This window comes from Actinomyces sp. oral taxon 448 str. F0400 (assembly GCF_000220835.1).
Classification (GTDB): domain Bacteria; phylum Actinomycetota; class Actinomycetes; order Actinomycetales; family Actinomycetaceae; genus Actinomyces.
Window position 1 is genome coordinate 2,219,474 of sequence record NZ_GL985606.1, and the last position, 25,512, is coordinate 2,244,985.

19 protein-coding genes and 5 tRNA genes are annotated in these 25,512 nt (G+C 69.1%); 9 read left to right on the forward strand and 15 right to left on the reverse strand.

From position 1 onward, the window contains the following. Positions 1 to 17: 17 nt before the first annotated feature. The 4 genes from HMPREF9062_RS09445 to HMPREF9062_RS09460 all read right to left on the reverse strand — a co-directional run bounded on the left by HMPREF9062_RS09445 (position 18) and on the right by HMPREF9062_RS09460 (position 2,210). Positions 18 to 1,652 (reverse strand): ribonuclease J, encoded by a 1,635-nt coding sequence (locus HMPREF9062_RS09445; RefSeq protein ID WP_034254931.1) that lies wholly within the window; start codon positions 1,650 to 1,652, stop codon positions 18 to 20. Positions 1,653 to 1,881: 229 nt separating this feature from the next. Next, a tRNA-Glu gene (locus tag HMPREF9062_RS09450) sits at positions 1,882 to 1,954 on the reverse strand. Positions 1,955 to 1,988: 34 nt separating this feature from the next. Continuing rightward, positions 1,989 to 2,061, reverse strand: a tRNA-Glu gene (locus HMPREF9062_RS09455). Positions 2,062 to 2,138: 77 nt separating this feature from the next. Then, positions 2,139 to 2,210, reverse strand: a tRNA-Gln gene (locus HMPREF9062_RS09460). 313 nt (positions 2,211 to 2,523) lie between these two features. Between HMPREF9062_RS09460 and HMPREF9062_RS09465 the strand changes: the two genes are divergently transcribed. Beyond that, a complete protein-coding gene (locus HMPREF9062_RS09465; protein WP_009749896.1) occupies positions 2,524 to 3,279 on the forward strand; it encodes a hypothetical protein in 756 nt (251 codons plus the stop codon). Between the two features lie 32 nt (positions 3,280 to 3,311). Here HMPREF9062_RS09465 and gltX read toward each other — a convergent pair whose 3' ends face one another. Continuing rightward, entirely contained in the window at positions 3,312 to 4,895 is a 1,584-nt protein-coding gene (gene gltX, locus HMPREF9062_RS09470; RefSeq protein ID WP_009749897.1) for a glutamate--tRNA ligase, read from the reverse strand. Positions 4,896 to 5,043: 148 nt separating this feature from the next. Here gltX and HMPREF9062_RS09475 point away from each other — a divergent pair, with 148 nt between their 5' ends. Together HMPREF9062_RS09475 and HMPREF9062_RS09480 are read left to right on the forward strand one after the other, a co-directional pair. Further along, complete coding sequence (locus HMPREF9062_RS09475; protein ID WP_009749898.1) at positions 5,044 to 5,802, forward strand: hypothetical protein; 759 nt, start codon at positions 5,044 to 5,046, stop codon at positions 5,800 to 5,802. Between the two features lie 94 nt (positions 5,803 to 5,896). Beyond that, positions 5,897 to 7,135 (forward strand): MalY/PatB family protein, encoded by a 1,239-nt coding sequence (locus HMPREF9062_RS09480; RefSeq protein WP_009749899.1) that lies wholly within the window; start codon positions 5,897 to 5,899, stop codon positions 7,133 to 7,135. A 41-nt stretch (positions 7,136 to 7,176) separates the two neighbouring features. Here HMPREF9062_RS09480 and HMPREF9062_RS09485 read toward each other — a convergent pair whose 3' ends face one another. The 6 genes from HMPREF9062_RS09485 to HMPREF9062_RS09510 all read right to left on the reverse strand — a co-directional run bounded on the left by HMPREF9062_RS09485 (position 7,177) and on the right by HMPREF9062_RS09510 (position 16,355). After that, positions 7,177 to 8,001: a fumarylacetoacetate hydrolase family protein gene (locus HMPREF9062_RS09485; RefSeq protein WP_009749900.1), complete on the reverse strand. Its 825-nt coding sequence runs from the start codon at positions 7,999 to 8,001 to the stop codon at positions 7,177 to 7,179. Positions 8,002 to 8,037: 36 nt separating this feature from the next. Beyond that, positions 8,038 to 9,555 carry an alanine/glycine:cation symporter family protein gene (locus tag HMPREF9062_RS09490; RefSeq protein WP_009749901.1) on the reverse strand — a complete coding sequence of 506 codons (1,518 nt, stop codon included), beginning with the start codon at positions 9,553 to 9,555 and terminating at the stop codon, positions 8,038 to 8,040. A gap of 213 nt (positions 9,556 to 9,768) precedes the next feature. Beyond that, entirely contained in the window at positions 9,769 to 11,208 is a 1,440-nt protein-coding gene (locus tag HMPREF9062_RS09495; RefSeq protein WP_034254933.1) for an alanine/glycine:cation symporter family protein, read from the reverse strand. Between the two features lie 21 nt (positions 11,209 to 11,229). Then, positions 11,230 to 12,813, reverse strand: coding sequence for an alanine/glycine:cation symporter family protein (locus HMPREF9062_RS09500; protein ID WP_009749903.1), 1,584 nt, complete (start codon positions 12,811 to 12,813; stop codon positions 11,230 to 11,232). A 118-nt stretch (positions 12,814 to 12,931) separates the two neighbouring features. Further along, positions 12,932 to 14,434 carry an alanine/glycine:cation symporter family protein gene (locus HMPREF9062_RS09505; protein ID WP_009749904.1) on the reverse strand — a complete coding sequence of 501 codons (1,503 nt, stop codon included), beginning with the start codon at positions 14,432 to 14,434 and terminating at the stop codon, positions 12,932 to 12,934. A gap of 133 nt (positions 14,435 to 14,567) precedes the next feature. Beyond that, the gene (locus HMPREF9062_RS09510) at positions 14,568 to 16,355 is read right to left on the reverse strand and encodes an oleate hydratase (protein ID WP_009749905.1); all 1,788 of its coding nucleotides are present in this window, start codon (positions 16,353 to 16,355) and stop codon (positions 14,568 to 14,570) included. A gap of 188 nt (positions 16,356 to 16,543) precedes the next feature. On the opposite strand from HMPREF9062_RS09510, the gene HMPREF9062_RS09515 reads away from it, so the two are divergent. After that, positions 16,544 to 19,252 (forward strand): DEAD/DEAH box helicase, encoded by a 2,709-nt coding sequence (locus HMPREF9062_RS09515; RefSeq protein ID WP_009749906.1) that lies wholly within the window; start codon positions 16,544 to 16,546, stop codon positions 19,250 to 19,252. Positions 19,253 to 19,312: 60 nt separating this feature from the next. On the opposite strand, the gene HMPREF9062_RS09520 is transcribed toward HMPREF9062_RS09515, so the two are convergent. Together HMPREF9062_RS09520 and mmuM are read right to left on the reverse strand one after the other, a co-directional pair. After that, a complete protein-coding gene (locus tag HMPREF9062_RS09520; protein WP_009749907.1) occupies positions 19,313 to 19,927 on the reverse strand; it encodes a GyrI-like domain-containing protein in 615 nt (204 codons plus the stop codon). 234 nt (positions 19,928 to 20,161) lie between these two features. Further along, positions 20,162 to 21,139, reverse strand: a complete 978-nt coding sequence (gene mmuM, locus HMPREF9062_RS09525) for a homocysteine S-methyltransferase (protein ID WP_009749908.1) — start codon at positions 21,137 to 21,139, stop codon at positions 20,162 to 20,164. A gap of 149 nt (positions 21,140 to 21,288) precedes the next feature. Here mmuM and ybaK point away from each other — a divergent pair, with 149 nt between their 5' ends. Beyond that, complete coding sequence (gene ybaK / locus HMPREF9062_RS09530) at positions 21,289 to 21,804, forward strand: Cys-tRNA(Pro) deacylase (protein ID WP_009749909.1); 516 nt, start codon at positions 21,289 to 21,291, stop codon at positions 21,802 to 21,804. Positions 21,805 to 21,838: 34 nt separating this feature from the next. Here ybaK and HMPREF9062_RS09535 read toward each other — a convergent pair whose 3' ends face one another. After that, complete coding sequence (locus HMPREF9062_RS09535; RefSeq protein WP_009749910.1) at positions 21,839 to 22,222, reverse strand: YccF domain-containing protein; 384 nt, start codon at positions 22,220 to 22,222, stop codon at positions 21,839 to 21,841. 123 nt (positions 22,223 to 22,345) lie between these two features. Next, positions 22,346 to 23,266: an ATP-grasp domain-containing protein gene (locus HMPREF9062_RS09540; protein ID WP_009749911.1), complete on the reverse strand. Its 921-nt coding sequence runs from the start codon at positions 23,264 to 23,266 to the stop codon at positions 22,346 to 22,348. A gap of 132 nt (positions 23,267 to 23,398) precedes the next feature. Here HMPREF9062_RS09540 and pip point away from each other — a divergent pair, with 132 nt between their 5' ends. The 4 genes from pip (at position 23,399) to HMPREF9062_RS13130 (ending at position 25,303) form a co-directional block, all read left to right on the forward strand. Then, positions 23,399 to 24,523: a prolyl aminopeptidase gene (pip, locus tag HMPREF9062_RS09545; RefSeq protein WP_009749912.1), complete on the forward strand. Its 1,125-nt coding sequence runs from the start codon at positions 23,399 to 23,401 to the stop codon at positions 24,521 to 24,523. A gap of 82 nt (positions 24,524 to 24,605) precedes the next feature. Beyond that, positions 24,606 to 24,682 (forward strand) — tRNA-Lys (locus HMPREF9062_RS09550). 44 nt (positions 24,683 to 24,726) lie between these two features. Then, positions 24,727 to 24,799 (forward strand) — tRNA-Lys (locus tag HMPREF9062_RS09555). 336 nt (positions 24,800 to 25,135) lie between these two features. Next, positions 25,136 to 25,303 (forward strand): hypothetical protein, encoded by a 168-nt coding sequence (locus HMPREF9062_RS13130; RefSeq protein WP_172634841.1) that lies wholly within the window; start codon positions 25,136 to 25,138, stop codon positions 25,301 to 25,303. Positions 25,304 to 25,512 lie beyond the last annotated feature (209 nt).

Genomic DNA, 25,512 nt, shown 5'->3' on the forward strand with positions numbered 1-25,512 from the left:
GCGGGCTCACACCCTCATCATGCTTCAATGACGACAGGCACGATCATTGGACGGCGGCGTAGACGGCGCCCGACCCACCGTCCCAGCGTGCGGCGCATCGCCTGCTGAAGGGAGTGGGCGTCGGCATTGCCCTTGTCAAGAGCCTCCTGCAGGGCCGTGGTGACGTCGGGCAGAACGTCGTCGAAGACGGAGCCGTCCTCAGCCACGCCCCGGGCCTGGATATCCGGACCCGCCAGGATGGTGCCGGTTCTGGTCTCCACGACGGCGTAGACGGACACGAAGCCCTCCTCGGCCAGGATACGGCGGTCCTTGAGCTCAGTCTCGTCGATCTCTCCGACGGAGGACCCGTCGACGTAGACGTACCCGCAGGAGACCGCCCCGGCGAGGCGGGCCCGGCCCGCGCGCAGGTCCACGACGACGCCGTCCTCGGCCAGCATGACGCGGTCCGGGTCGATGCCGGTCTTGACGGCCAGCGCGCCGTTGGCCACGAGGTGGCGGATCTCCCCGTGGATGGGCATGACATTGCGCGGTCCCACGATGTTGTACACGTGCAGGAGCTCCTCGCAGGAGGCGTGTCCCGAGACGTGGACCTTGGCGTTGCCCTGGTGGACGACGCGGGCGCCGAGCCGCATGAGCTGGTTGATGACGCGGTTGACGGAGTTCTCGTTTCCCGGGATGAGGGAGGAGGCGAAGATGACGGTGTCGCCAGGCTCCAGGGTGACGGACCGGTGCTCGCCGTGGGCCATGCGCGACAGGGCCGCCATGGGCTCGCCCTGGGAACCGGTGGCCATGAGGACACGCTCGTCGGGCGGAAGGGCGGTCACGTCTCGGGCGTCGATGAGAACGCCATCGGGGACCTTGAGGTAAGCGCGCTCGGCGGCGATGCCCATATTGCGCACCATCGAACGACCCACCAGGGCGACGCGGCGGCCGTGGAGCGCGGCCGCGTCCAGGACCTGCTGGACGCGATGCACGTGGCTGGAGAAGGAGGCGACGATGATCTGCTGGTCGGATTCGGCGAAGACGTTGTCGAGCACCGGACCGATCTGGTTCTCGTGACCGATCATGCCGGGAACCTCCGCGTTGGTGGAGTCCACGCAGAACAGATCCACACCCTCGTCCCCGAAGCGGGCGAAGGAGCGCAGGTCGGTGATACGCCCGTCGATGGGCAGGGAGTCGATCTTGAAGTCGCCGGTGATCAGGACATTGCCGGCATCGGTGCGAATCATGGCCGCCATGGCGTCGGGAATGGAGTGGTTGACGGCAACGAATTCGAGGCCGAAGGGCCCGTAGGATACCTCCTCATGCTCACGCACCTGACGCAGCAGGGGGTGGATGCGGTGCTCGCGCAGCTTGGCCTCGACGAAGGCCAGAGTCAGTTCGCTGCCGACCAGGGGGATGTCCTCGCGCAGGCGCAGCAGGTAGGGGACGCCGCCGATGTGGTCCTCGTGGCCGTGGGTCAGGACCAGAGCGACAACGTCGTCGAGGCGGTCCTCGATGTAGCTGAAGTCGGGCAGGATGAGGTCGACGCCGGGCTGATCCTCCTCGGGGAACAGAACGCCGCAGTCGACGACGAGCAGCTTTCCGTCGACCTCGAAGACGGTCATGTTGCGGCCGACCTCGCCCAGGCCCCCCAAGGGCACGATGCGCATCGCACCGTCGGGGATCGGGCCTGGATTCTTGAGCGTGGGGAAGTTCGTCACGGCAGGCAGTCTAGATGAGTGGAACCGGAGGACGATGCGCCTGGGGTCGCGCCGGTTCCGGTGCCCGCCCGCGGTTCCGTGCCGGCGCGCCACCGCGTCATCGAGCGGGGCGCGCACTGAAGGCGGCTCATAACGAGCGCCCGACCGGGGAAACGGTCGGGCGCTGTGAAACGGGCGGTACCCCGTACCGGATTTGAACCGGTGCTGCCGCCGTGAGAGGGCGGTGTCCTGGGCCGCTAGACGAACGGGGCGCTGATCAGGCGGGACGGATGACCTCCTGACTCGTACCCCGTACCGGATTTGAACCGGTGCTGCCGCCGTGAGAGGGCGGTGTCCTGGGCCGCTAGACGAACGGGGCGCAGTGCATTTCACTTGTGATGAGGGAAATCCGTCACCGGCACGAACAGACGGCCGGCGGAGATCCCCCGCTCTCCGCTGGGGTACCAGGACTCGAACCTAGAATGGCTGAACCAGAATCAGCTGTGTTGCCAATTACACCATACCCCAATGACGGTGCGCATCAGGGACGGGCCCCGACGCAGTGAAGAGTAATCTACACGCACGCTCCCCCACCGACAAATCCGCACGACGTGAGCGCGACCACACCGTTCGTCGTCGGTCTCGACGTCGCCAACGCACGCGACGAACGCCCCGCCCGCCCCCGTCACCACCGTCCGCCAATACCGTTTCGAGAACGCTCCAAGACCGTAGACTGCCACCGGGCTGTTACCAGTCCCGCCCCTAACCCCCGCTCGCTCCGACACCGGCGAGACGCACCGGGCACGGCCCGAGTACAGACAATCAGGTACACGAGGTGCATATGACCCCCACTCCCCGCTTCCATGGATTCCACCTCTCCCGTCGCACGGCCCGAGCCCTCGGCGCGGGCCTGTGCCTGACGACGGCCTTCGCACTGAGCGCCTGCGGCGGCGACCCCATCCCCATTACATCGGCCAAGACGGCCGACTCCTCCGCGACGGCGTCCGCGTCCCCCTCGACTACGCCCCGCCCGACACGCACCCCCTCCGCCTCCGCTACGCCCTCCGCCAGTCCGACGCCGTGGACCGCACCGTCGTTGAAGTTCTACAGCGAGGACGACTCGGTGTGGTACCAGGATGATTCAGTGGTCCACACGGACTCCGTCACCGACCAGGGCAACATCGAGGGGTACCGCACCTACAACGGCAGCTGCCTGGGGTACGTGACCCGCGACATCTCCGAACTGATCCATAATATTTCACTATCGGACGACATCATGAGCGGGAGCAAAGTCAACGTCACCAATACGAGCATCACCGACGTCAACGAGACAAGCCGGGAGACCCTCGACCTCGTCCACGACGACAGCGGCACCATGGACGGCTATTCCATCACCTGGACGGGGGTCTACACGGCCCAGGGCGCTGCGCCGGAGGACGTTGAGGGCTATAAGTTCGCCCGCACCGTCAACGATGCCGGGCTCGATTTCTCGGTCATGGTCATGTGCCTGAAGGGCTCGAGCATCTCCTACGACCAGTGGCGCACCATCCTCAGCGGTATCCGGATCGAGGGTCTGACCGCCGGCAAGATGAGCTGACGGCCGCCCGATGCGCGGCGCCGGCGGGCGGCTCAGCCCAGCGCCAGCGGGGCCGGGCCCAGTCGGGCCCGCAACGCGCGCAGTCGATTCAGCGAGGAGGCGGGGCCCAGGATCTCCATGGACTCGAACAGGGGCGGTGAGACTCGGCGGCCCGTGACGGCCACGCGCAGCGGCCCGAAGGCCAGACGCGGCTTGATGCCGAGCCCGTCGACGATGGCCGTGCGCAGAGCGCCCTGGAGGGCCCCGGCGCACCACTGGTCGGCGCCGACCCCCTCCAGCGCCTCGATCGCGGCGTCCAGTACCCGGGGGGCGGAATCCTTGAGCGCGGTCACGGCTCCGTCGTCGACGGCGAGCCCCTCGTCGGAGACGAAGAGGAAGGCGAGCATGTCCCTGCTCTCTCGCAGCAGTTGGATGCGCGTGTGGATGAGCGGGGCGGCGGCCGTGAGGATCTCCCGCTCGCGTCCGCTCAGGGCATCGAAGGCGCCCGCGGACACGAGCGGCCGGGCGGGTCGTTCGGGGTCGGCGGGGTCGGGGTAGGCATCAGCCAGGTAGGGCACGAGGCGATCGCGGAAGTCATCGGGGGTCAGCCGACGCACGTGCTCGGCGTTGATGGCCTCGCACTTCCTCACATCGAAGCGCGCGGGGTTCGGGTTGACGTCATGGACGTCGAAGGAGGCGATCATCTCCTCACGACTGAAGACATCCTCGTCCTTGGACAGCGACCATCCCAGCAGCGCCAGGTAGTTGACCAGGCCCTCGGGGATCATGCCGCGGTAGCGGTGGATGAGGAGGTTGGACTCGGGATCGCGCTTGGAGAGCTTCCTGCTGCCCTCCCCCGTGACGTAGGGGAGGTGGGCGAACTCGGGCACGGCCCGCGCACGGCCGATGGCGATAAGGGCTCGGTACAGGGCGATCTGGCGGGGCGTGGAGGACAGCAGGTCCTCACCGCGCAGGACATGGGTGATGCCCATGGCCGCGTCGTCGACCGGATTGACCAGAGTGTAGAGCGGATCACCGCCGGCGCGCACGACGACGTAGTCGGGAATGGATCCCGCTTTGAAGGTGATGGGGCCGCGGACCAGATCGGTGAAGGTGATGTCCTCGTCGGGCATGCGCATGCGCAGCACGGGTTCACGGCCGGCGGCGCGGAAGGCGGCCCTCTGATCGTCGGTCAGATCGCGGTCGTACCCGTCGTAACCGAGTTTGGGGTCCTCGCCTCTGGCCCGATGCCGCGCCTCGACCTCCTCGGGACTCGAGAAGGACTCGTAGAGGTAGCCGGCCTCGAGCAGCTCGGCGGTGACCCGACCGTACAGGTCCATGCGCTGGGACTGCCGGTAGGGTCCGTGCGGTCCGCCCTTGCCGATGCCCTCGTCCCAGTCCAGGCCGAGCCAGTCCAGGGAGTCGACGATCGCGTCGAAAGACTCCTCGGAGTCGCGGGCGGCGTCGGTGTCCTCGATGCGGAAGACGAAGGTGCCGCCGGTATGACGGGCCCAGGCCCAGTTGAACAGGCAGGTGCGGACCATCCCGACGTGCGGGGCGCCCGTGGGCGAGGGGCAGAAGCGAACGCGGATCGAGGAGGGTCCTCCATCCGGGCGGGGCGGGGCGATGTCAGTCATGATGGCGCATAGCCTAGCGTCAGGGGCTCGCGTCCGAGACGGCCGTTCTGACCCCGACTGTGGCGACCGAGGGCCCGAGCGTCTACGGTGTTCCCACCCTTAGGCCGGCGGCGCCGGCCCGACCCTCGACGACACCTTGCGATCGACGATGCTGCGCACCACTCGTTCCCCACGTCTCCCCCGTCCGACGGCTGCGACGATCCCGGCCGTCCTCAGCCTCCTCCTGCTCGCCCCGGGCCTGGCGGCCTGCGACGGCCCGCTGCAGCAGCCCACTCCCGCCACTATCTCCCCGGCGACGCCCGATGTCTCCCCCGGGTCGGAGCGGACATCGGCGCCGCCGGCGGGAACGACGACGACGCCGATGCCGTCGTGGCCCGACGCCGGCTCCCCGGCGCCGCCGGCGGGGACGACGGCCGATGTCGCCTCATGGGACTTCCCGACAAGCGCCCCCGGGTGGACCGCCGCCGTGCGGGACCAGGACGGCGTCAACCAGCTCACACGCGCCGACGGGTGCCAGCTCACGTCCCAGCAGAACCCCGTCGACACCGCGGCCTCCGGCGGGGACAGGCAGGAGTCGGAGAGTCGTATCGAGGCCTCACGGCAGGCTTACGAGCAGGCGGGCGTCACCGATCTGTCCTACTCCTCCTCCGAGGATGTCGCCTCGATCCACGGCCTGGGCGGCTCGAGCATCGTCGAAACAATCCGCATGGACCTCAGCTACACGGGCGCGGACGGCAACCAGTACACCGGCGTGCGCTGGTTCCGCGCCTTCACGCGGATGCGCACGCCCATGCTCCTCCAGTTGTCGTACTTCTGCCCCGCACCGGTCTATGACGCCACCGCGCTGGACGCCCTGCTCAAAGACGTCTCGATCATCGGCGCCAGCCCGACCGGCATGGATGGCTGACCCGGCCCGCCGCCATGGCCGGCGCGCGCCGCGTCGCGGGGTGCTCGCGCGGACACCCTCCCCGAGCCGGCGCCGCAGTCCTTAGGCTGGCATCGTGGTTGACGACACGACCGGCCCCCATGAGTCCGCGCACGACCTTCTGGCCTCCTTCGACGCCCTCACCCCTGAGACGATGCGCGCCCGGGGGTCGTTGAAGTGGAGCACCTACGACGGCGACGTCATCGGGGCGTGGGTGGCGGAGATGGATCTGGGCACCGCACCCGCCGTCGCGCGGGTCCTCAGGCGCGCCGTCGATGACGGCTCGCTGGGCTACATGCCGATGAGCGTGGGCGAGAGGGCGCGCGAAGCGGTCGCCGCCTTCCACCGGCACTCCTTCGGCTGGGCCGTTCCGAGAAGGGACGTGAGTCTGCTGCCCAACGTCCTGTCCGCGCTGGGAGCCGTCATCGCGCAGCACACCGCCCCCAGCTCCCCCGTCGTCGTCCCGACGCCGGCCTACATGCCGTTCCTGTCGATACCCGGCCGCTATGGCCGCCGGTGCATGCAGGTCCCCGCGCTCCACACTCATGACGCCTCCGGGGCTCCCGTCTGGAGGCTCGACCTGGACGGCATCGAGGCGGCCATGGCGGCCGGCGCGGGGCTGCTGATCCTGTGCAACCCGTGGAACCCGGTGGGACGGGTGCTCTCCCCCGCTGAACTCGATGCCGTGGCGGAACTCTCATCGCGCTACCACATCCCGGTTCTCGCCGATGAGATCCACTCCTCCCTCGTGCTCGACCCGGCGGCGGCCCACACGCCCTACGGGTCGCGCCCCGGCGCCGACCCCGACCTGACCTTCACGGTAACCGCCGTGTCCAAGGGGTGGAATATCCCGGGCCTCATGTGCGCCCAACTCATCGCCTCGGGCGGGGCCCGATCCGCCTGGGAGGCCGACCCCCTCAGCGCCCATTTGGCCGACGAGGCGGCGTACCTGGGCGCCCGGGCCGTCGCCGCCGCCCTCTCACCCGAGGGCCTGGCTTGGAACCGGGCGGTCCGGACCTACCTCCACGGCAACGGCGACCTCATAGCCGGGGCACTGGCCGGCATCGAGACGGTGGAGCTGACCGTGCCCGAAGGCTCCTACCTGGCATGGCTGGACTGCTCGAGGCTGCCGGTGCCGGAGGGCGCGTCCCCCGCACGGTTTTTCCGCCGGGAGCCGGGCGTGGCAATGAGTCCGGGAGCGGCCTTTGGACGGGGGTACGAATCCTTCTGCCGTCTCAACCTGGCCACCGGCCGCACCATCGCCGCCCAGATCGCTCAACGTCTGGTCGACGCCGCGGCAGAGCCGCGGGGCTGAGGCAGCAGGGCCCGGAACGGGGGCCGGGCGCCCGTCTCAACTCAACGGCGTACGACCGGGTTGGAGAAGCGGCCGATGCCCTCGATACCGACCTCGACGCGCTGCCCGGCTCGGATCCGCCCGGAGCAGTCGGGCGTTCCGGTCAGCACGACGTCGCCGGGCAAAAGTGTGAAGATCCCGGACACGAAGGAGACGAGCTCGGCGACGCCGCGGATCATGTCGGCGGTGGCGCCCTCCTGATCGGCGGAGCCGTCCACCCGCGCGCGCACTGCAGCGGCACCGGGATCGAAACCGCCGGCCCCTCCGGGCTCGGAAACCTCGATCCACGGGCCGAGGGGACAGGAGGTGTCGAAGGCCTTGGCCCGAACCCAGGTGGCGTCCTCGCGCTGGCGGTCGTGGGCGGAGACGTCGTTGGCGACCGTGTAGCCCAAGACCGCCCCAGCGGCGCCGGTCGGGGACAGGTCCCTGGCCACCGTCCTGATGATGACGGCCAGCCCGGCCTCGTAGTGAACATCGTCGGACCAGGCGGGCAGGACGATAGGGGTGTCGGGCCCGATCACGGCCGTATTGGGTTTGAGGAAGACGATGGGCTCAGCAGGGGTCCGTCCGTGCGACTCGACGGCGCGCGCGGCGTAATTCCCGCTGACGCCCACCACCTTGGAGCGCGGTATGACCGGGGAGAGGAGACGGGCCTCACCGAGGGGCACGACCTCGCCGGTGGCTTCCGGGACGGTGTAAAGCGGATCACCTTTGAGGACGACGAGATGGCCCTCGGACTCGCCCGACGACATCGGGTCATCGGAGTCGAGCCCCTCGACGATGCCGTAGCGGAGCTCGTCGCCGGTGGAGAAGCGTGCGATCTTCATGGTCGCAGCGTAGTGCGCCCGGGCCGACGGACCCGGCTAACCGATTTCGGCGGCCGGACGGCCGGCGTTGGCCCGGCTCCACACGTCCCCGGGCAGGTCCCCCGGCAGAAGGGGGTTGCTCTCAGCCACGAAACGGATCTCCTCGATCTCGCCGGCCTCCAGACGCCGTTTCTGGGCCTGCCAGTCGGCCAGGGCGCCGAAGGCCCACGCGCCCAGCAGAAGGATCGCCACGATATTGATGATCGCCATGAGCCCCATGGCGACGTCGGACAGGTTCCACACGAAGTCCAGCGAGGCGACGGCGCCGATCGCGGTCGCCGCGACGATCATGACGCGCAGGCCGTAGTGCCGGTGCCCCATACCCCGCAGGAAGTCCATGTTGACCTGGGCGTAGGTGTAGTTTCCCAGCAGCGAGGAGTAGGCGAAGACGAAGATCACGACCGCCATAAGGTACTGCGCCCAGCTGCCGAGCGTCGCCCCAACCGAGGCGGAGGTGAGGGAGGAGGAGGTCGCCTTAGCGACGGCGGGATCGGCCAGAGCCGTCTGCGGGGAGTAGACGCCCGAGAGCAGGACGATCAGCGCGGTGGCCGTGCACACGACGATCGTGTCGACGAACACGCCGAATGACTGGATGAGTCCCTGCTGGACGGGATGGGACACAGTGGCGGTGGCAGCCGCGTTGGGGACCGACCCCTCCCCCGCCTCGTTGGAGAACAGACCCCGTTTGATGCCGTTGAGGGCCGCCGCAATGATACCGCCCTCGACGCCGGCGAAGGCCTGATCGAGGCCGAAGGCCCCCTCGAAGATGCTCGCCAGCGCGCCAGGGATGGCCTGCGCGTTGAGCAGGAGGACGACGAGCGCCAGCAGGGCGTAGACGCCGGCCATGAGCGGCGCCATCCACTCGGCGATCCTGGCCACGGCTGTGATGCCCCCGAAGACGACGGGCGTCGTGACGAGCACGAGGCCGATCGCGGTCAGGCGAGAGTCCACTCCGAAGGTCTCCGTCATGACGCCGGAGATGGCGTTGGCCTGCGTGGCCTCGTAGGCGAAGCCGAAGACGAATGTGATGACGACGGCGAAGATGCTCGCCCACAGCCTCGACCCCAGGCCCCGGCTGATGTAATAGGCGGGTCCTCCGCGGAACGTGCCCTCGGGGTGGCGGACCTTGTACAGCTGAGCCAGGACCGCTTCGACGAACCCGGTGGACATGCCCACGAACGCCACCACCCACATCCAGAAGACGGCGCCCGGCCCGCCCAGGGTGATGGCCAGTGCCACACCCACGATATTGCCCGTGCCCACCCGGGAGGCCAGGCCGATGGTGAAGGCCTGGAAAGAGGAGATGCCCCCGCCGCCGACGCGGGAGCCCATGATCGCACGCAGCATCTGACGGAACAGGCGCAGCTGGACTGCGCGGGTGCGAATGGTGAACCAGACTCCGGTGGCGATGAGGAGCCAGGCGAGCAGGTCGCCGTACAGGTGGTCCGAGACCGTGCTGAGGACGTCGGCCGCACGGTCGAAGAAGCTCGTGACCGCCGAGAACGTGGGAAACACTGGGGAACCTCCGTGAGCGCGGGGCCGGACCGCATACGGGGAGGCGGGGCCCGGAGCAGATGAGCACCTAACTTTAGGCGACACACATTTTCGCCGACATGTCATCGGACCGACAAGCCAGAGGCATCCGGTGGTCGCTCCTCCCGCAGGCTCCCGGTAGGGCGCCTCCCCCACCCAACCGGTTCCTCCCGCGGGTGTGCTCGCCCGCGGGCGTCAGCGCGACCAGACGTCGCCGGGCAGGTCGCCGGGAAGATGCGGATTGCCCGAGGCGACGAAGCGGATCGCCCGGGCTGGGCGCGTTCCCGCCCGGGCTCGGGCGCGCTGCTCCTCCCAGTCATGCAGGGCCCCGCGGACCCACCGGCTGAGCAGCACTAGGGAGACCAGGTTGATCAGCGCCCCGGTGCCGAGAAGGACGTCGGCCAGGGTCCACACGGTGGTCAGGGCCGCTCCCCCGCCGATGAAGGCGCACACCACGGCAGCCGCGCGCAGTGCTCTGGTCGCCGCCGGGTGGCGGGTAAGGTAGTCCAGACAGACTTCGGCGTAGGAGAAGGCGCCCAGGATCGTGGAGTAGGCCAGCACCACGATGAGGACCGTCATGGGCCAGGCGGTCCAGCCCCCCAAAGTGGAGGCGATGGCGCTCTGGGTCAGGGTGCCGCAGACGTCGGTCCCGGTCGCGCCCGGGGTGTACACCGAGGCGTCGGCCCCTCCGGCGATGAGGATGGCCAGAGCTGTGGCTGTGCACACCAGGATCGTGTCGACCAGGACGCCGAAGGCCTGGATGAACCCCTGCTGCACGGGGTGGGCGACGGTGGCTGATCCAGCCGCGCAGGCTGCGCCGCCCAGCCCCGCTTCGTTGGAGAACAAGCCGCGGCGCACCCCGTTGAGGACAGCGGCGAGGACTCCTCCGGCGACACCGGCCAGGCCGGCTCGCAGCCCGAACGCGCCCTCGACAATGCCCCCGACGGCCTCGGCCGCCCGCACGGGATGCAGGACGATGATGACGCAGACGAGCAGCAGGTAGACGACGGCCATGGCGGGCGCCATCCACTCGGTGACACGGGCGATGGATCGCACCCCGCCGAGGAGCACTGGTGCGACCAGTACCGCGACGAGCGCTGCGCCCCACCACGGGCCCAGCCCGGTGGCTCCTCCCAGGGCGGCGGTGATGGCGTTGGCCTGCACCATGGGCATGGCCAGGCCGTTGGCGATCATGAAGACGACCGCGAAGACCCCGCCGACCGCCGGCAGACTCAGACCGCGGGCGATGTAGTAGGCCGGGCCCCCGCGGTAGGTGCCGTCGCCGCGATCGACCTTGAACAGCTGACCCAGGGTCGCCTCGGTGAAGGCGGTGGCGGTGCCCACCAGGGCCACCACCCACATCCAGAAGACGGCGCCCGGCCCGCCCAGGACCAGGGCGAGGGCGACGCCGACGATATTGCCCGTGCCCACGCGGCAGGCCAGCCCCATGGCGAAGGCCTGGAAGGAGGAGACACCGTCGCCAGCCCCGTCCCGTGAGCCCGCCACGGCCCGTGCGATGGAACCCATGTGTCGCAGCTGGACGGCGCGCGTGCCCAGGGTGAACCAGATGCCGGCGCCGAGTAGGACCCAGATGAGGACGGTCCCGAACAACCAGTTCGACAGGGCGGACAGCATCGAGCCGACGGCGTCCACCACTCACTCCTCCCCGGAGTCCGGCAGTCGGCGGTGGTCGTCACCGTGGTCGCCCCGGCTAGGGGCCTCGGAGCCGCCGGGGGCCTTTCCGCGGTCGCCCGCCGGGCTCGCGCTGCGCGGGGCCCGACTCGCGCTGCGCGAGGCCTGCCAGACCCCCTCCAGAACATCGCCGGGCAGGAGCGGATTGGCATGCCCGATGAAGACCGGGTCCTCCCCCGCCGCGCACTGGGCTTCGAAATCCTTCAGGGCGCCGAGGGCCCAGGGCGTCAGCCGCACGATGACGACGAGGTTGAGCACACCGAGCAGGCCCAGGGCGATGTCGGTCAGCGCCCACACGACCGGCAGGGTCAGGACGGTGCCGGCGAAGGCCGCAGCCGTGAGCACAATGCCCAGAACCTGCTCGGCGCGGCGCTCGCCTCCCAGGAAGTCGACGTTGACTTGAGAGTAGGAATAGCAGCCCAGCACGGTGGAGAAGACGAGAACGAAGATGAGCGCGACCATGGGCCAGGTGGTCCATCCACCGAGGTGCTCGACGATGGCCTGCTGGGTCAGGACCGCACCGATGAGGCTGTCGTCGCCGGGCCGGTAGGCGTCGGTGGCCAGCAGGATGATCAGGCCCGTGGCAGTGCATACGAGAATCGTGTCGACGAACACACCGAAGGATTGGACGAGGCCCTGTTTGACCGGGTGGGTGACGGTGGCGGTGCCGGCGGCGTTGGGGACGGTGCCCAGGCCGGCCTCGTTGGAGAACAGCCCGCGGCGCACACCGTTGATGACGGCGGCCGTCATGCCGCCGGCGACTCCGTACAGGGCCTGGTCGGCCCCGAAAGCCCCGCGAACGACCTCGGACAGGATTCGCGGGAGGTCGGCGAGATTGAGTAGGAGGACGACCAGGGCGACGAGCAGGTAGACCAGTGCCATGAGCGGGGCGACCCACTCGGTGACTCGAGCCACGGATTTCAATCCGCCCAGCACGATGGGCGCGGTCAGCAGGACCAGAGCGACGCCGACCATCCAGGGAGCGACTTCAGGAACGGTGGCATTGATGACGCCGGCCAGGGAATTGGTCTGCACCATGACAACGGTCACCCCGACGCTGATGATGCACAGTCCTGCGAAAACAGCGCTCCAGACCCTCGAGCCCAGTCCGTTCTTGATGTAGTAGGCGGGACCGCCGTGGAAGGTCAGGTCACGGCCGCGCTCCTTGAACACCTGGGCGAGCGTGGACTCCACGAAGGCGGTGGCCATGCCGATGACGGCGACCACCCACATCCAGAACAGGGCGCCCGGCCCCCCGGCGACGACGGCCAGGGCCACCCCGGCGACGTTGCCGATGCCCACGCGCGCGGCGAGCCCGACCGCGAAGGCCTGGAAGGAGGAGATGCCGCCCTCGGCCCCGGAACGGGAACGGACGATCGTGCGCATCATGGTGCCGAAGTGGCGCAGCTGGACTCCGCGGGTGCGCACCGTGAAGTACAGGCCGACAATCACCAGCAGCGCGGAGAGCACGTAGGTGTAGAAGTCGTCGTCAACCTTCTGCAAAGCGCATTCGACGGGGGTGCCGGTGCAGCCCGCGGCGGCGACCATGCCGCGCGCGCCGTTGACCGCCGAAGCCGCCGCGACTTGAACGGCGCTCACCGATCGGCTCCCGTCACAGCGGCGGGCCGGGGCGTCCCGGGGGTCGTCTCGGAGGTGGTCATGATCATCAGTCCTCGGTGGTGGGAACGGGGCTCGGGAAAGCGGCGGAGGCCCAGACGTCGCCGGGCACATCCCCGGGCAGATACGGGTTGCCGTGCGCGTGGAAGACCGGCTCGACGACGCCGCGGGCTCGCTGGTTCTCGTAGTCTCGCAGAGCGCCGACGCCCCACCGGGACAGCCACAGCAGGGCGATGAGATTAGTCAGCGTCATCACCGCCATGGCGATGTCGACGGCGTTCCACACGACGTCGAGGGCCAGAACCGCACCGGCGGTGGCGGAGGCGACGCAGACGACGCGGACCGCCCAGGACGCCCAGCGTTTGCCGCCGGTCAGATAGCTCATGTTGACGTCGGAGTAGACGTAGGCGGCGATGATCGAGGAGTAGGCGAGCACGAAGATGAGCACCGCCATGGGCAGAACCGTCCAACCGCCCAACTCGTGGGAGATGGCGAGCGTGGTGAGCGTGGCGGGGCCGGCCCCCTCGGCGGTCCAGGTCTGGGGACCGGCGATGAGGATGACGAAGGCGGTGGCGGTGCACACGACGATCGTGTCGATGAACACGCCGAGGGATTGGATGAAGCCCTGCTGAACGGGATGGGACACGGTGGCGGTGGCAGCCGCGTTGGGGGCGGTGCCCTGGCCCGCCTCGTTGGAGAACAGGCCCCGCTTGGTGCCGTTGATGACGGCGGCCAGAACGCCGCCGCCCAACCCGCCGACGAGCGGTTCGGGCGCGAAGGCCGAGGAGAGGATCCGGCCGATGACGCGAAGGAACTCGTCGAGGTTCACCAGGCAGATGATGAGGATCAGGACGATGTAGACCAGCGCCATGACGGGAGCCATCCACTCGGTGACGCGGGCCACGGCACGGATGCCGCCGAAGACGACGACGGCGGTGAGCACGAGAACGAGCCCCGCGACGACCAGCTGGGCGGCGCTCAGCCCGCCGAAACCCGGCAGCGGCGACTCACTCCCGCCCCCGAGAGCCGCCACCAGGGTCCCGGCGATGGCGTTGGACTGCACGGAGGTGATGACGAAACCGCAGGTGACCACGGTGATCGCGGCGAAGACCGCGGCGAGAGTCCGGTTGCCCACGCCGCGGGCCATGTAGAAGGCGGGACCGCCGCGGAATGAGCCGTCGGAGGCGCGGACCTTGAAAACCTGGGCGAGGGTGGCCTCGAAGAAGGCGGTGGCCATGCCGACGCCGGCGACCACCCACATCCAGAAGACGGCGCCGGGCCCGCCCATGAGCAGAGCGGCCGCCACGCCGAAGACGTTGCCGACCCCGACCCGGGCGGCCAGGGAGATGGCGAAGACCTGGAAGGAGGAGATGCCACCCTCGGCCCCGGAGCGTGAGCCGCCGACCTGCCGAACCATGTCGGGCAGGTGGCGCACCTGAACGCCGCGGGTGATGACGGTGAGGAACAGGCCCGTGGCGATGAGGACCCACATGGTGATGTGGACCGTGATCCAGTCAGCGGCGGTTTGGAGAGAGGCGGCGAGGGCGTCCATGAGAGGGGACCTTTGCGCTCAAGAAGGGGATAGGGGACAGCAACGCCCGGCATCGTCTCATACTCGGCGTCCGAGCCTCGGCAAGGGCCCGCCTCGGGATGTTCCCACCGCCATCGACCCCGGTCATGCCGCTTCAGGGCAGGATGTCCTCGTAGTAGGTGCCGCGCAGGAACCTGGTGAGCATCTTCTCACCGGGCAGGGAGCCGTCGTTGAGCGTCTTGGCAGCGGCCAGGAGAGCCCGGATGTCGTACTGCGCGGGCCAGACCGGCGGAACGTCACGATCCAGATCGAGCAGTCCGTAGACGGCCATCATCGCGGTGCGCGCAGAGCCCTCGGTCGTGAAGACGCAGTCGTCGGGCGTCTCGACGAACTGGCCGAGAAGAGCGAGGTTGACGCACCCGTCCGGGATGACCCCGGGGCGGTCGCCGGCACGACGAGGCATGAAGAAGGAGGTGATGTAGGGCATCGTGGCCAGGCGCACCAAAGTGCGCTCCCTGATCTGGTCGAACTGACTGATCAGACCGAAGTGGTAGCAGTACTCCTTGAGGACCTCCTCGCCCGTGCACTCGATCATCGGCTTGCGCACGCAGTTGCCCAGAGCGTGCGGATAGAGCCCGTAGGCCCAGGCGACCCCCCAGTCGGCCGGCTGAGAGCGGAATTGGGGCTGACGGTTCATGGTCAGCGACAGGCACCAGCCGGAGTCCTCCGCAGTGATGATGCCGCCGGTGACGGTGCGCCCGGACAGGGGGTCGTTGCCGGTCAGCTCGCGGATCCTGCCCAGGAAGGGGTGATCGGCTCCCATGAAACTGAAGGAGGCCGACTCCCACACGGTCTTGTGCGGGTCGGAGCAGAAGACGTCCGGGCGGCCGAAGACCGCGGATTTCCTAGCGAGATTGCGCCACAGGGTCCAGGCACCACCCGGACGGTCGGTGTGGAAGGGCGGAACGGTGTCCATGTCCCCGTAGCCGGTGGACTCGGTGCACGATCCGATCGTGGCGAGAACGAAGTCCTTCTCAGCGACGTCGATGCGGTCCCGGCCGCCATCGGCGTGATGAAAGAGAATTCCGTTGACGACCTTGCGTCCGGAGGTGATCGTCATCTCGAGATCGTCGACGCACGTGTCGTACTGGAGGACCACGCCCTTGCCCTTCAGCCAGTCGACCAGCGGCACGATGAACGACTCGAACTGGTTGTAGCGGGAGAAGCGCAGGCAGGACAGATCCGAGAAACCGGGGAGATACTGGAGGAAACGGTGCATATACCGCTTCATCTCCGTCAGCGACTCGTACTGCTGGAAGGCGAACATCGTCTTGAACAGCGTGTAGAAGTTCGAGGCGAGGAAGTCGGCGTCGAACCAATCCTCGATAGTCTTACCGAACGTGTCCTCCTCCCTGGCCATGAGGAGCCTGACGACGGCGCGCTGACCTTTCTTGCCCACTCCCATCCTGTAGGCGTCCCGTCGCTTCCCGCGGTGGTGGATGATGCGGCAGGGGTCGATGTTCGGGTCGTTCTCGTTGACGGTCCGGAATTCGTCGAGGACCGTGTAGGGCGCAGGCATCTCCAGGGCGGGGATTTCGCGCATGATGTCCCAGAAGCACTCGAAGTGCTGGCCCATCTCGCGTCCGCCGCGAGTGATGAAGCCCCTGCCGGTGTCGCCGGCGCCGTCGAAGGAGCCGCCGGGGACGGGGAGCTGCTCGAGGATGGTGATGTTGCGCCCGGGCATGCGTCCGTCACGGACAAGGAACGCCGCGGCGAGCAGGGCGCCGATGCCCGAGCCCACGAGATAGGCCCTACGCTCGGCGACATCGGACGGAGGAGTCGGATGATTGTGGGTGTACAGGCCCAGGTCGTTGTGGACGAAGGGGTTCCCATCGGGCGAGACGGGGAAGGTCCGCTGGTAGACGCGCTTGGTGCTGGTCATGGTCTCCTCCTGTCAGCAGCCGGATAGATACGGTGTCCGCCCGCGCCGACGCGGCACGGCAGCGATCGGCGTGAGTACCGCCACCCTATGCCCGGGATCCGGTTCACCCCGGGAACCCGCGGCGGCCGCGCCCCGCACCCACAGAGGACGCCATCAGAACCCGCCGGGGCCCGTGAGACCATGGCGGCATGCCTCCAACCACCTCGTCGTCCCCGGCTCCGGCGCTCAATGCGATGCTCGACTCCCTCATTCCGGCCGACGACCCCGAGCGGGTGCCCGAGCCCGAGGAGGTCTACCTCGCCTTCAACGAGTGGGCCCAGTCCACCGGCCGCCCCCTCTACCCGCACCAGGACGAGGCTCTGAGCCGGATCCTGGAGGGCAGGCACGTCATCGCCGCCACCCCCACGGGATCGGGCAAGTCCATGATCGCGCTCGCGGCCCACACGGCCTCGCTCGCCCGCGGCGGCCGCTCCTACTACACGGCCCCTCTCAAGGCCCTGGTCAGCGAGAAATTCTTCGAGCTGGTGCGCCTGTTCGGCGCCGACAACGTCGGCATGGTCACCGGCGACACCTCCATCAACGCCGCCGCCCCCATCATCTGCTGCACCGCGGAGATCCTGGCCAACCAGTCGCTGCGCGAAGGCGAGGAGCTCGACGTCGACACGGTGGTGATGGACGAGTTCCACTACTACGCCGATCCCCAGCGCGGCTGGGCCTGGCAGGTCCCGCTCCTGGAGCTCCCCCGGGCGCAGATGGTGCTTATGTCGGCCACTCTGGGCGACGTATCCTTCCTGGCCGCCGACATGGACAGGCGCACGGGCCGCGAGGTCGCGGTCCTGGACAAGGCCGAGCGGCCCGTGCCCCTGGAGATGGAATACGTCGTCGAACCCATCGGCGAGCTACTTCAACGGCTGGTGGGACAGGGCAGGGCCCCGATCTACGTGGTCCATTTCTCCCAGAAGGAGGCGATCGACAGGGCGACCTCGCTGCTGAGCGTGGACCTGGGCGCTCGGGCGCACAAGAACGAGATCGCCGCCGCCCTGGGGGACTTCCGCTTCGGCGGCGGATTCGGTGCCACTGTGTCGCGCCTGCTGCGCCGCGGCATCGGCATCCACCACGCAGGCATGCTGCCGCGCTACAGACGGCTCGTCGAACGCCTGGCTCGCGCGGGCCTGCTCGCCGTCATCTGCGGCACTGACACCCTCGGGGTGGGCATCAACGTCCCCATCCGCTCCGTGGTGCTCACCAGCCTGGTCAAGTTCGACGGGACTAAGGAGCGTCACCTCACCGCCCGCGAATTCCACCAGATCGCCGGCCGGGCGGGCCGAGCAGGATTCGACACCCGCGGGTACGTCTGCGTCCAGGCCCCCGAGCACGTCATCGAGAACGCGCGCGCTCTGGCCAGGGCGGGCGACGACGAGCGCAAGCGCCGCAGGATCGTGCGCAAGAAGGCGCCCGAGGGTCGGGTCAACTGGACGGACAAGACGTATTCGCGCCTGCGCGACGCCGCCCCGGAGACCCTCACCGGCCAGTTCCAGGTCACCACCACCATGGTCCTGAACCTTATGGAGCGGAACGGCGACCCGGTGGCCGCCATGGCCGAGCTGCTCTCCCGCGTCCACGACAACGAAGCCGCGCGGCGCCGGCACGTGCGCCGCGCGATCAAGATCTACCTCTCACTGCGCACCGCCGGGGTCCTCTCCCACGCCTCCAGTGCGCAGGCGGCAGCCGACGGGCGCCCCCGGCTGCGCCTGGCCGTCGACCTGCCCGATGACTTCGCCCTCAACCAGCCGCTGGCGCCCTTCGCCCTGGCGGCCATGGACCTGCTGAACGTGGACTCCCCCGAGCACACGCTCGACGTCGTCTCCGCGGTGGAGGCCACTCTCGACGACCCGCGTCCCCTTCTGCACGCCCAGCAGCGGGCCGCGCGCGGCGAGGCGATCGCCGCGATGAAGGCCGAAGGGCTCGACTACGACGAACGCATGGCGGCCCTGGAGGAGATCACCTGGCCCCAGCCGCTGGCCGACCTTCTGGGCCCCGCCCTGGAGATGTACAAGCAGTCCAACCCCTGGATCGCCGAATACGAGCTGCACCCCAAGAGTGTGGTGCGCGACATGGTCGAGAACGCCATGACCTTCTCCGACCTGATCTCCCGCTACGAGCTCGGCCGTTCCGAGGGCGTGGTCCTGCGCTACCTCACCGATGCCTACCGAGCCCTGCGTCAGGTCGTGCCCGAGGAGCACCGTACAGACGAGGTCGACGAGCTCGTCGACTGGCTCGGCGCCCTGGTGCGCGCCGTCGATTCCTCTCTGCTGGACGAGTGGGAGGCTTTGGGCGCGGCGCAGTCCGGCCAGGCCGAGAAGGTTGCGGACGCGCTGAAGGACGAGCGCTCGGAGGCGGACGACTCCGCCGGCGTCGAACGGGCCTTCGGAGCGGATGCCGACGGGAGGGTCGCCTTCACCCGCAACCGGCACGCCTTCCGGGTGGCGGTGCGCCGCGAGATGTTCCGCCGCGTCGAGCTCATGGCGCGCGACGACGTCGAGGGCCTGGCCGAGCTGGATGCGGCCTCCGGCTGGGACGGAGAACGCTGGGACGCGGCGCTGGCTCGCTACTGGGACGAGTACGACTGGATCGGCACGGACAACGCCGCCCGCGCGGCTGCTCTAGCACCGCTGGACGAGACGCCCGACGGGGCCGCGCTGGCGGCCGCCGGGGTCCCGGAGCGACTACGGGAGGCCCTGGAGACCTCGGGCCGGCGGGTCTGGCTGGCCACCCAGATCATCGACGACCCGCAGGCCGACCATGACTGGCGGCTGACCGCCCTGGTGGACCCGGCCGAGTGCGACAGGGCGGAGCACGCCGTCATCCACCTGCTGAGCGTCGGGCCACAGAGCTGATCGATCTCCTCCTCCCCGCAGCGGTCGGCCGCCTCGCGGACTCCCGGACCCGGGAGATCCTCAGACCGGCCGCACGGGCTGGCGCAGGACGGTCCGCATCCGCTCAGGAGCCGTGCGTCGGGGGTCGGACAGGTAGATCTCGTGGTGGGGCCCGTTCCAGGTCAGCCCGCGTTCGGGCATGATCTCGTCATGCAGGCGCGCCAACACGGGGCCTTCCTCGTCGTAGGTCCCCACGTGGAGGATCTGAAGACAGCGCCCTTCGGCCAGAGAGAGCGGGCGAAGCGACGAGACGGGAAGGTCGGGCTTCTTCCGGGAGGCGGCCGCGAGGCCCTCCGCGATGTCCGCCGCACCAACGGCGTCGGGGAGTGGGATCAGCATGGTCCAGTCCCACTCGTCCTTGTCGCGGACGGTGAAGGCGTCGCGGTCGGCACTGGTCCACAGTCCTTCGAGGGGGCCGACGACGAAGTCGTCCCCGGTGCGGGCCCTGAAGGCCGCGCGGACCGCATAGGCGCTCATGTACAGGCTCTGGACCGCGGTGGTGTAGGCGGACGAGGTGTTGGGGTCGCCATGACCGTCAACCGCCAGGTGGGTCGTCTCCGGTACGTCGACCTCGGTGAAGTCGGTCGACGGCGGGTGGTAGAGGTCCTTGCGGTCCTTCTTCATATCGATTCTCATCGTGTCTCCTTCGAGGGCGCGGCGGACGCGGCACAGCGGAACCGGACATGATCGCCGGCCCGTCGGACTCGCATCTCAGCGTGGCCCCGTTATCCGTCTTGACTCCGTGGGAAGGTCAAGGCGGTACCCGCGGTGGTCCCCCAGGCGGGTCCGAGCGCAGCCCGGTCCCGACCCGCTCAGCGCGGGCCCCGGTCGGGCCGCCCGGGACCCCGTCCCGGCCGACGCGCCTCGCGCTCAGCGTGGGCGGGCGGTGCTCCGAACAGCGTCCCGCAGCTCCGCCGTGTCCGCCGGGGTGGTGCGGCAGCAGCCGCCGATGAGCCGCACGCCGGCGTCGAGCCATGCGGAAGTTGACGCCGTCAACCGCCCCCGCCCGACGGTGGCCCGCCAGGTCCTGGTGACCGGGTCGTAGACGTCCCCGGAGTTGGGGTAGGCCACCAGCGGCTTGTCCGCAGCCGCGCGCAGCACAGGCAGAGCCCGGTCGACGACCGGAGGCGCCACGCAGTTGAGGCCGACGGCGACAACGTTGCGCGCCCGCTGCGCCCATGCGGCCGCCCGCGCCAACGGGGTGCCGTCGGCCAGATGCGCGCCGTCGGGGCGCACCTGGAAGGAGACCCAGCATTCGGCATCGGGCAGGCGCTCCCCGATCCGCTCGGTCAGCCATCGAGCCTCGTCCAGGCGCGGCTGGGTCTCAATGGCGAAGAGCCGCAGCCCCTCAGCGGCCAGAACCTCCAGGCGCGGCAGGTGGACTCGGGCGAAGTCCGGAGCGCGCATCCCGTAGGCCCCGGTGTACTCCGACCCGTCCGCCAGCCAGGCGCCGTAGGGGCCGATGCTGCCCGCCACGAGCACGGCCTCGCGCGGCTGGACGGCCGTGTACCGGTCACGGGCGCCCAGCGCCAGGCGCGCGGAGGCCGCAATGACGGCGCGGGCCTCGTCCTCGGTACGACCGGCGCGCAGGAGCGCGGGGACGACGGCCTGGTAGGAGTTCGTGCAGATGACCCGAGCACCGGCGGTGAGATAGTCCGCATGGACGGCGGCGATCGCCTCGGGCGCCTCGGTCAGAGCGAGGGCCGACCACAGCCCGCTCGTCGTGTCGACTCCCCGGGCGCCGAGCTCGGTGCCCATGGCGCCGTCGAGGACGACGGGACCAGCCGCCATCAGGTCGGACAGGAGGATCCGGGGGCGTCGCCCGTCCGGAGCCGGAGGGGATCGCATGACGACACGCTAACCGAATCGAAGACTGGCCGCGTCCTTCACCGGTTTCTGCGTCCGAACCATCGGGTCTCCTCCACTCATCCCGCCCGGACCGGGCGCCGCCCCCTCCCCCGCACGCCCCGCCGCCCGTCACGAGTAGAGTCGGCGCCATGGGCAGGAAGAGCAGAGGCAGGGGCGCGCACGCGGGCGCGACCCCGGCCATCAGAGCGCTCGACGACGCCGATGCGCCCCACGAAATACTGACCTACACCCACGACGACCGCTGCGAGCTCGGCTTCGGACCCGAGGCCGCCCGGGCGCTCGGGGAGGATCCCGCTGCGGTTCTCAAGACGCTGCTGGTGGGCGAGGACGGTGAGGACCGCGACGTCGGCGTATGCGTCATCCCCGTTGATCGCCGGCTGAGTCTCAAGGCCGCGGCGCATGCGCTGGGACTCAAGAAGGTCTCTCTGATCGAGCCGTCCGCCGCCGAGCGGATCACGGGATACGTCGTCGGTGGAATCTCCCCGCTGGGCCACAGGCGGCGTCTGCCGACGATGATCGACGATTCCGTCAAGGCCCTGGACCGGGTCGTGGTCTCGGGCGGACGACGCGGCATGAGCATCGCGCTCGCCCCGGCGGATCTGGCATCGGTCTCGGGCGGTGCGTTCGCACCACTGACCGCCTGAGAGCGCGAGCGGGCCGCCGGCCGGTGGCCCGTGATCACACGATTCCGCGGCCCGAGACGATTCTCTTGCCGAAGGGGAAGCAGGTCACCGGGATCATCTTGAGGTTGGCGATCGCCAGTGGGATGCCGATGATGGTGATGGCCTGGGCGGCAGCGGTGGTGATGTGGCCGATGGCGAGCCACAGGCCCGCCACGAGGAACCAGATGATGTTGGACAGGCCGCTCATCACGCCGGCCTCCGGCGTCTCGACAACCTCGCGTCCGAAGGGCCACAGGGCATAGCCGGCGATGCGGAAGGAGGCGATCCCCGCCGGAATCGTGATGATGACGATGCAGGCGAGGACGCCGAAGAACACGTATCCCAAGAAGAGCCAGAAACCGCCGAAAACGACCCAGATAATGTTGAGCAGTGTGCGCATAGGGCATGTGTACATCACCGGCCGCGCGAAGCTCTCATCCTCTGGCAGGAGGAGGCTGGAGCACGAGCGGCATGCAGGAGGGGGCCGTGCACGCGATCCCGGGAGAGGAGGACGGCCGACGCCTCACCAGAACACGCGCTGGGCGATGGCGTCCGCGAAATTGTTCAGGGCGTCCGGCGCGGAGCCGAGGTAGAGGCCGGCGTCGATGAGCGAGACCTCCATGAGGTAGAAGCCGCCCTGTCCGTCTTCGACGACGTCGACGCGGTTGAACAGGAGCTGGATATCACGTCCGGAGCGCTCCTTGATCAGGCCGTGGATGGCCTTGCGGACCTTCTCACCCCACAACCACTCCTGCTCGCTGGGCTCGCGGGCGGTGACGATTTCCTCGTGCACTTCGTCGGTGGAGCGGAAGGAGGGGTGGAGCATAGGAGCCTTCTCCACCGCATGCGACAGCACACCGTTGAAGTAGACCAGAGAGAGCTCGCCCTTGCGGTCGACCTCCTCGAGGTAGCGCTGGACCATAACCGACCGGCCCCGCCCGAGATGGTGCATGGTGTCATTGATCGCCTCGGAGCGCGACCGCGCGTCCGTGGCGGTGTAGCGGCCGGTCCCGCGTCCGCCGGAGGAGACCGCGGGCTTGACGACGAAGTCGCCGTGGGCGGGGAAACGCGTGTGCACCTGGTGCTTGGAGTACCCAGCGCTCGGCTCCAGCCAGATGGTCGGGATCATGGGGACTCCGAGCTCGGCCAGACGCGAAAGGTAGTGCTTGTCGGAGTTCCACTCCACGACGTCGGGATGGTTGGTCAAGCGCGGCATCAGCCGGGACCAAGTCAGGAAGTCGGCGTAGTTGCGCTTCTTGGCGTAGTCGCGCACCGAGCGCAGGACGACGACGCCGGCATCATCCCAGTTGACGCTCGGGTCGTTCCATACGGCCACCCGCGGCTCGATGCCCCGCTCGCGCAGGGCGTCGGGCAGACCACGGTCATCATCGTCGAGCATGGGGTAGTCGGCGCAGGTCGCGAGCGTCACAATCGGGCTGGTCACGTGTCCACCGTACCGCGACACGAGCCATTGACGTGCGCGTCCGCGCCGTAACGGGGCTGATGCCCCGCGGCCATCGACGTGCTGACACCGGTACCGCATCCGAGGGACGAAGCCATCAGCCATCATGCATCCATGACTGCATCCTTCACATCATCCCCAGCGCCCTCCGCGGCGCCGCTCGCCCGCGCCCAGCAGCTGCGCGTCCCGTACCCGCCGATTGAACCGACGGCCTCGGGCCTGCTCGATGTCGGGGAAGGACAGCGCGTGCACTGGGAGACCTGCGGCCGTCCCGAGGGGATCCCGGCGGTCTTCGTCCACGGCGGGCCCGGGGGCGCCTGCAGCCCGGACCATCGCCGGGTCTTCGATCCGGAGCGGTACCGCATCATCCTGTTCGATCAGCGCGGATGCGGGCGCTCGCGGCCCCACGCCTCGGAACCGGAGTCCGACCTGCGGGTGAACACAACCTGGCATCTCGTGGCGGACATGGAGAGGCTGCGCGAACACCTGGGTGTGGAGCGCTGGCTCGTCTTCGGCGGCTCCTGGGGGTCCGCCCTGGCGCTGGCCTACGCCCAGACCCATCCGGAGCGCGTCCTCGGCCTCGTTCTGCGGGGAGTATTCACTCTGCGCAAACGCGAGCTCGACTGGTACTACGAGGCCGGGGGCGCGGACATGGTATGGCCCGACGAGTGGGAGCGTTTCGTGGCGACCGCCGGCACGAACGTGGAGCCCGGCGGCTTCATCGAGCGCTATCACGAGCTGCTCACCGACCCCGACCCCGCCGTGCACGGCCCGGCGGGAATCGCCTGGACGACCTGGGAGGCGGCGACCTCCACGCTCGTGCGCGACCAGGCGCACGTCGACGAAGTCCAGGACCCCGCCTACGCCATCGCCTTCGCCCGCATCGAGAACCACTTCTTCCTCCACCGCGGCTGGATGGAGGACGGCCGACTCATCGATGGCGCGCACGTGCTGACCGAGTACGGCATTCCCGGCGTCATCGTCCAGGGCCGCTACGACATGTGCTGCCCCATCGGGACGGCCTGGGCCCTTCACCGCGCCTGGCCGCAGGCCGAGCTGCGCATCTCGCCGACGGCGGGGCACTCCTACGCCGAGCCGCAGACGCTGTCCGCGCTCCTCGATGCCACCGACCGCTTCGCCGCCGACGAACTCGGGACGGCCGGTTTCGGGAGGCGGACCCGTCCCGCGTCCGGTCGGAATCTCGGAACCATTCCTGAGACTTCCCGCACATCGGGATGATTCCGCACCTCAGGGATTGGACTCGTCCGCCTCCAGGACGTAGAGTCGACTTCTGTCATCGGGCGCATGCGCGTGAGGACATGCCTCCTTAGCTCAGTTGGTTAGAGCACCTGACTCTTAATCAGGGTGTCCAGGGTTCGAGTCCCTGAGGGGGTACCATCGTCGGGTCCCATTGCGGGGCGAGGCGGTGACCATGAACCATTCCTCCTTAGCTCAGTTGGTTAGAGCACCTGACTCTTAATCAGGGTGTCCAGGGTTCGAGTCCCTGAGGAGGTACTACGCACGGGGATGTCGTGCCCATGGCTGTGCGGTGCGCTTGCGACGTGCAGGGCCGGAACGGTTCGTCGCTCGCATGACTCCCGGTCGATTCATCGTGCCGTCTGTCCGTGCGTCGGGAATACTCCCACCACCTTGAGCGTTCCCCCCTGCGTCGGTCGTAGGGACCGCAACGGTTTCGCGCGGACCTCCCGACCACCGGGTGCCGGCTCGTCACATCAGCCGCGCCATGACGGCTTCCCATCAGCCACCCATCGCCGGGTCGCAGGAGATACCTGCATTCCGCCCGGCCTCGAAGGGCCCATATGCGGGCCGTGAAGACACAAGGAGAACATGATGAAGACGCAGAGTCGCACGATCGAGCCCGCCCACCGCGAGGCCGCGGAGCGGGAGCTGATCGCAGCTCGTGCCGAGTTGAGCTCCCTGGGCTCGGCCGCATCGCCCTCACGTATCGAGCGCGCTCTCGAGCGCGTCCAGGCCGCGCAGCGGGCTCTGGCTGCCTGAGCCCCCGCTCGCCCACGACGCGTCCGGCGGGCCGTGGCAACGTTCGAGGCGGCATCGGCGGGCGCTTCGCCGCTTCGAGGAGCCTCCACGTCATGCCCCCCGCCGTCGCCGCCTCGGCAAGGGGACGACCAGCGCACTGAAGCGTCGGGAAGGACGGCTGCGAGGCGAGCATCGGACACGACGAGCGCGAGCAGGTAGGCTGGGGCCAC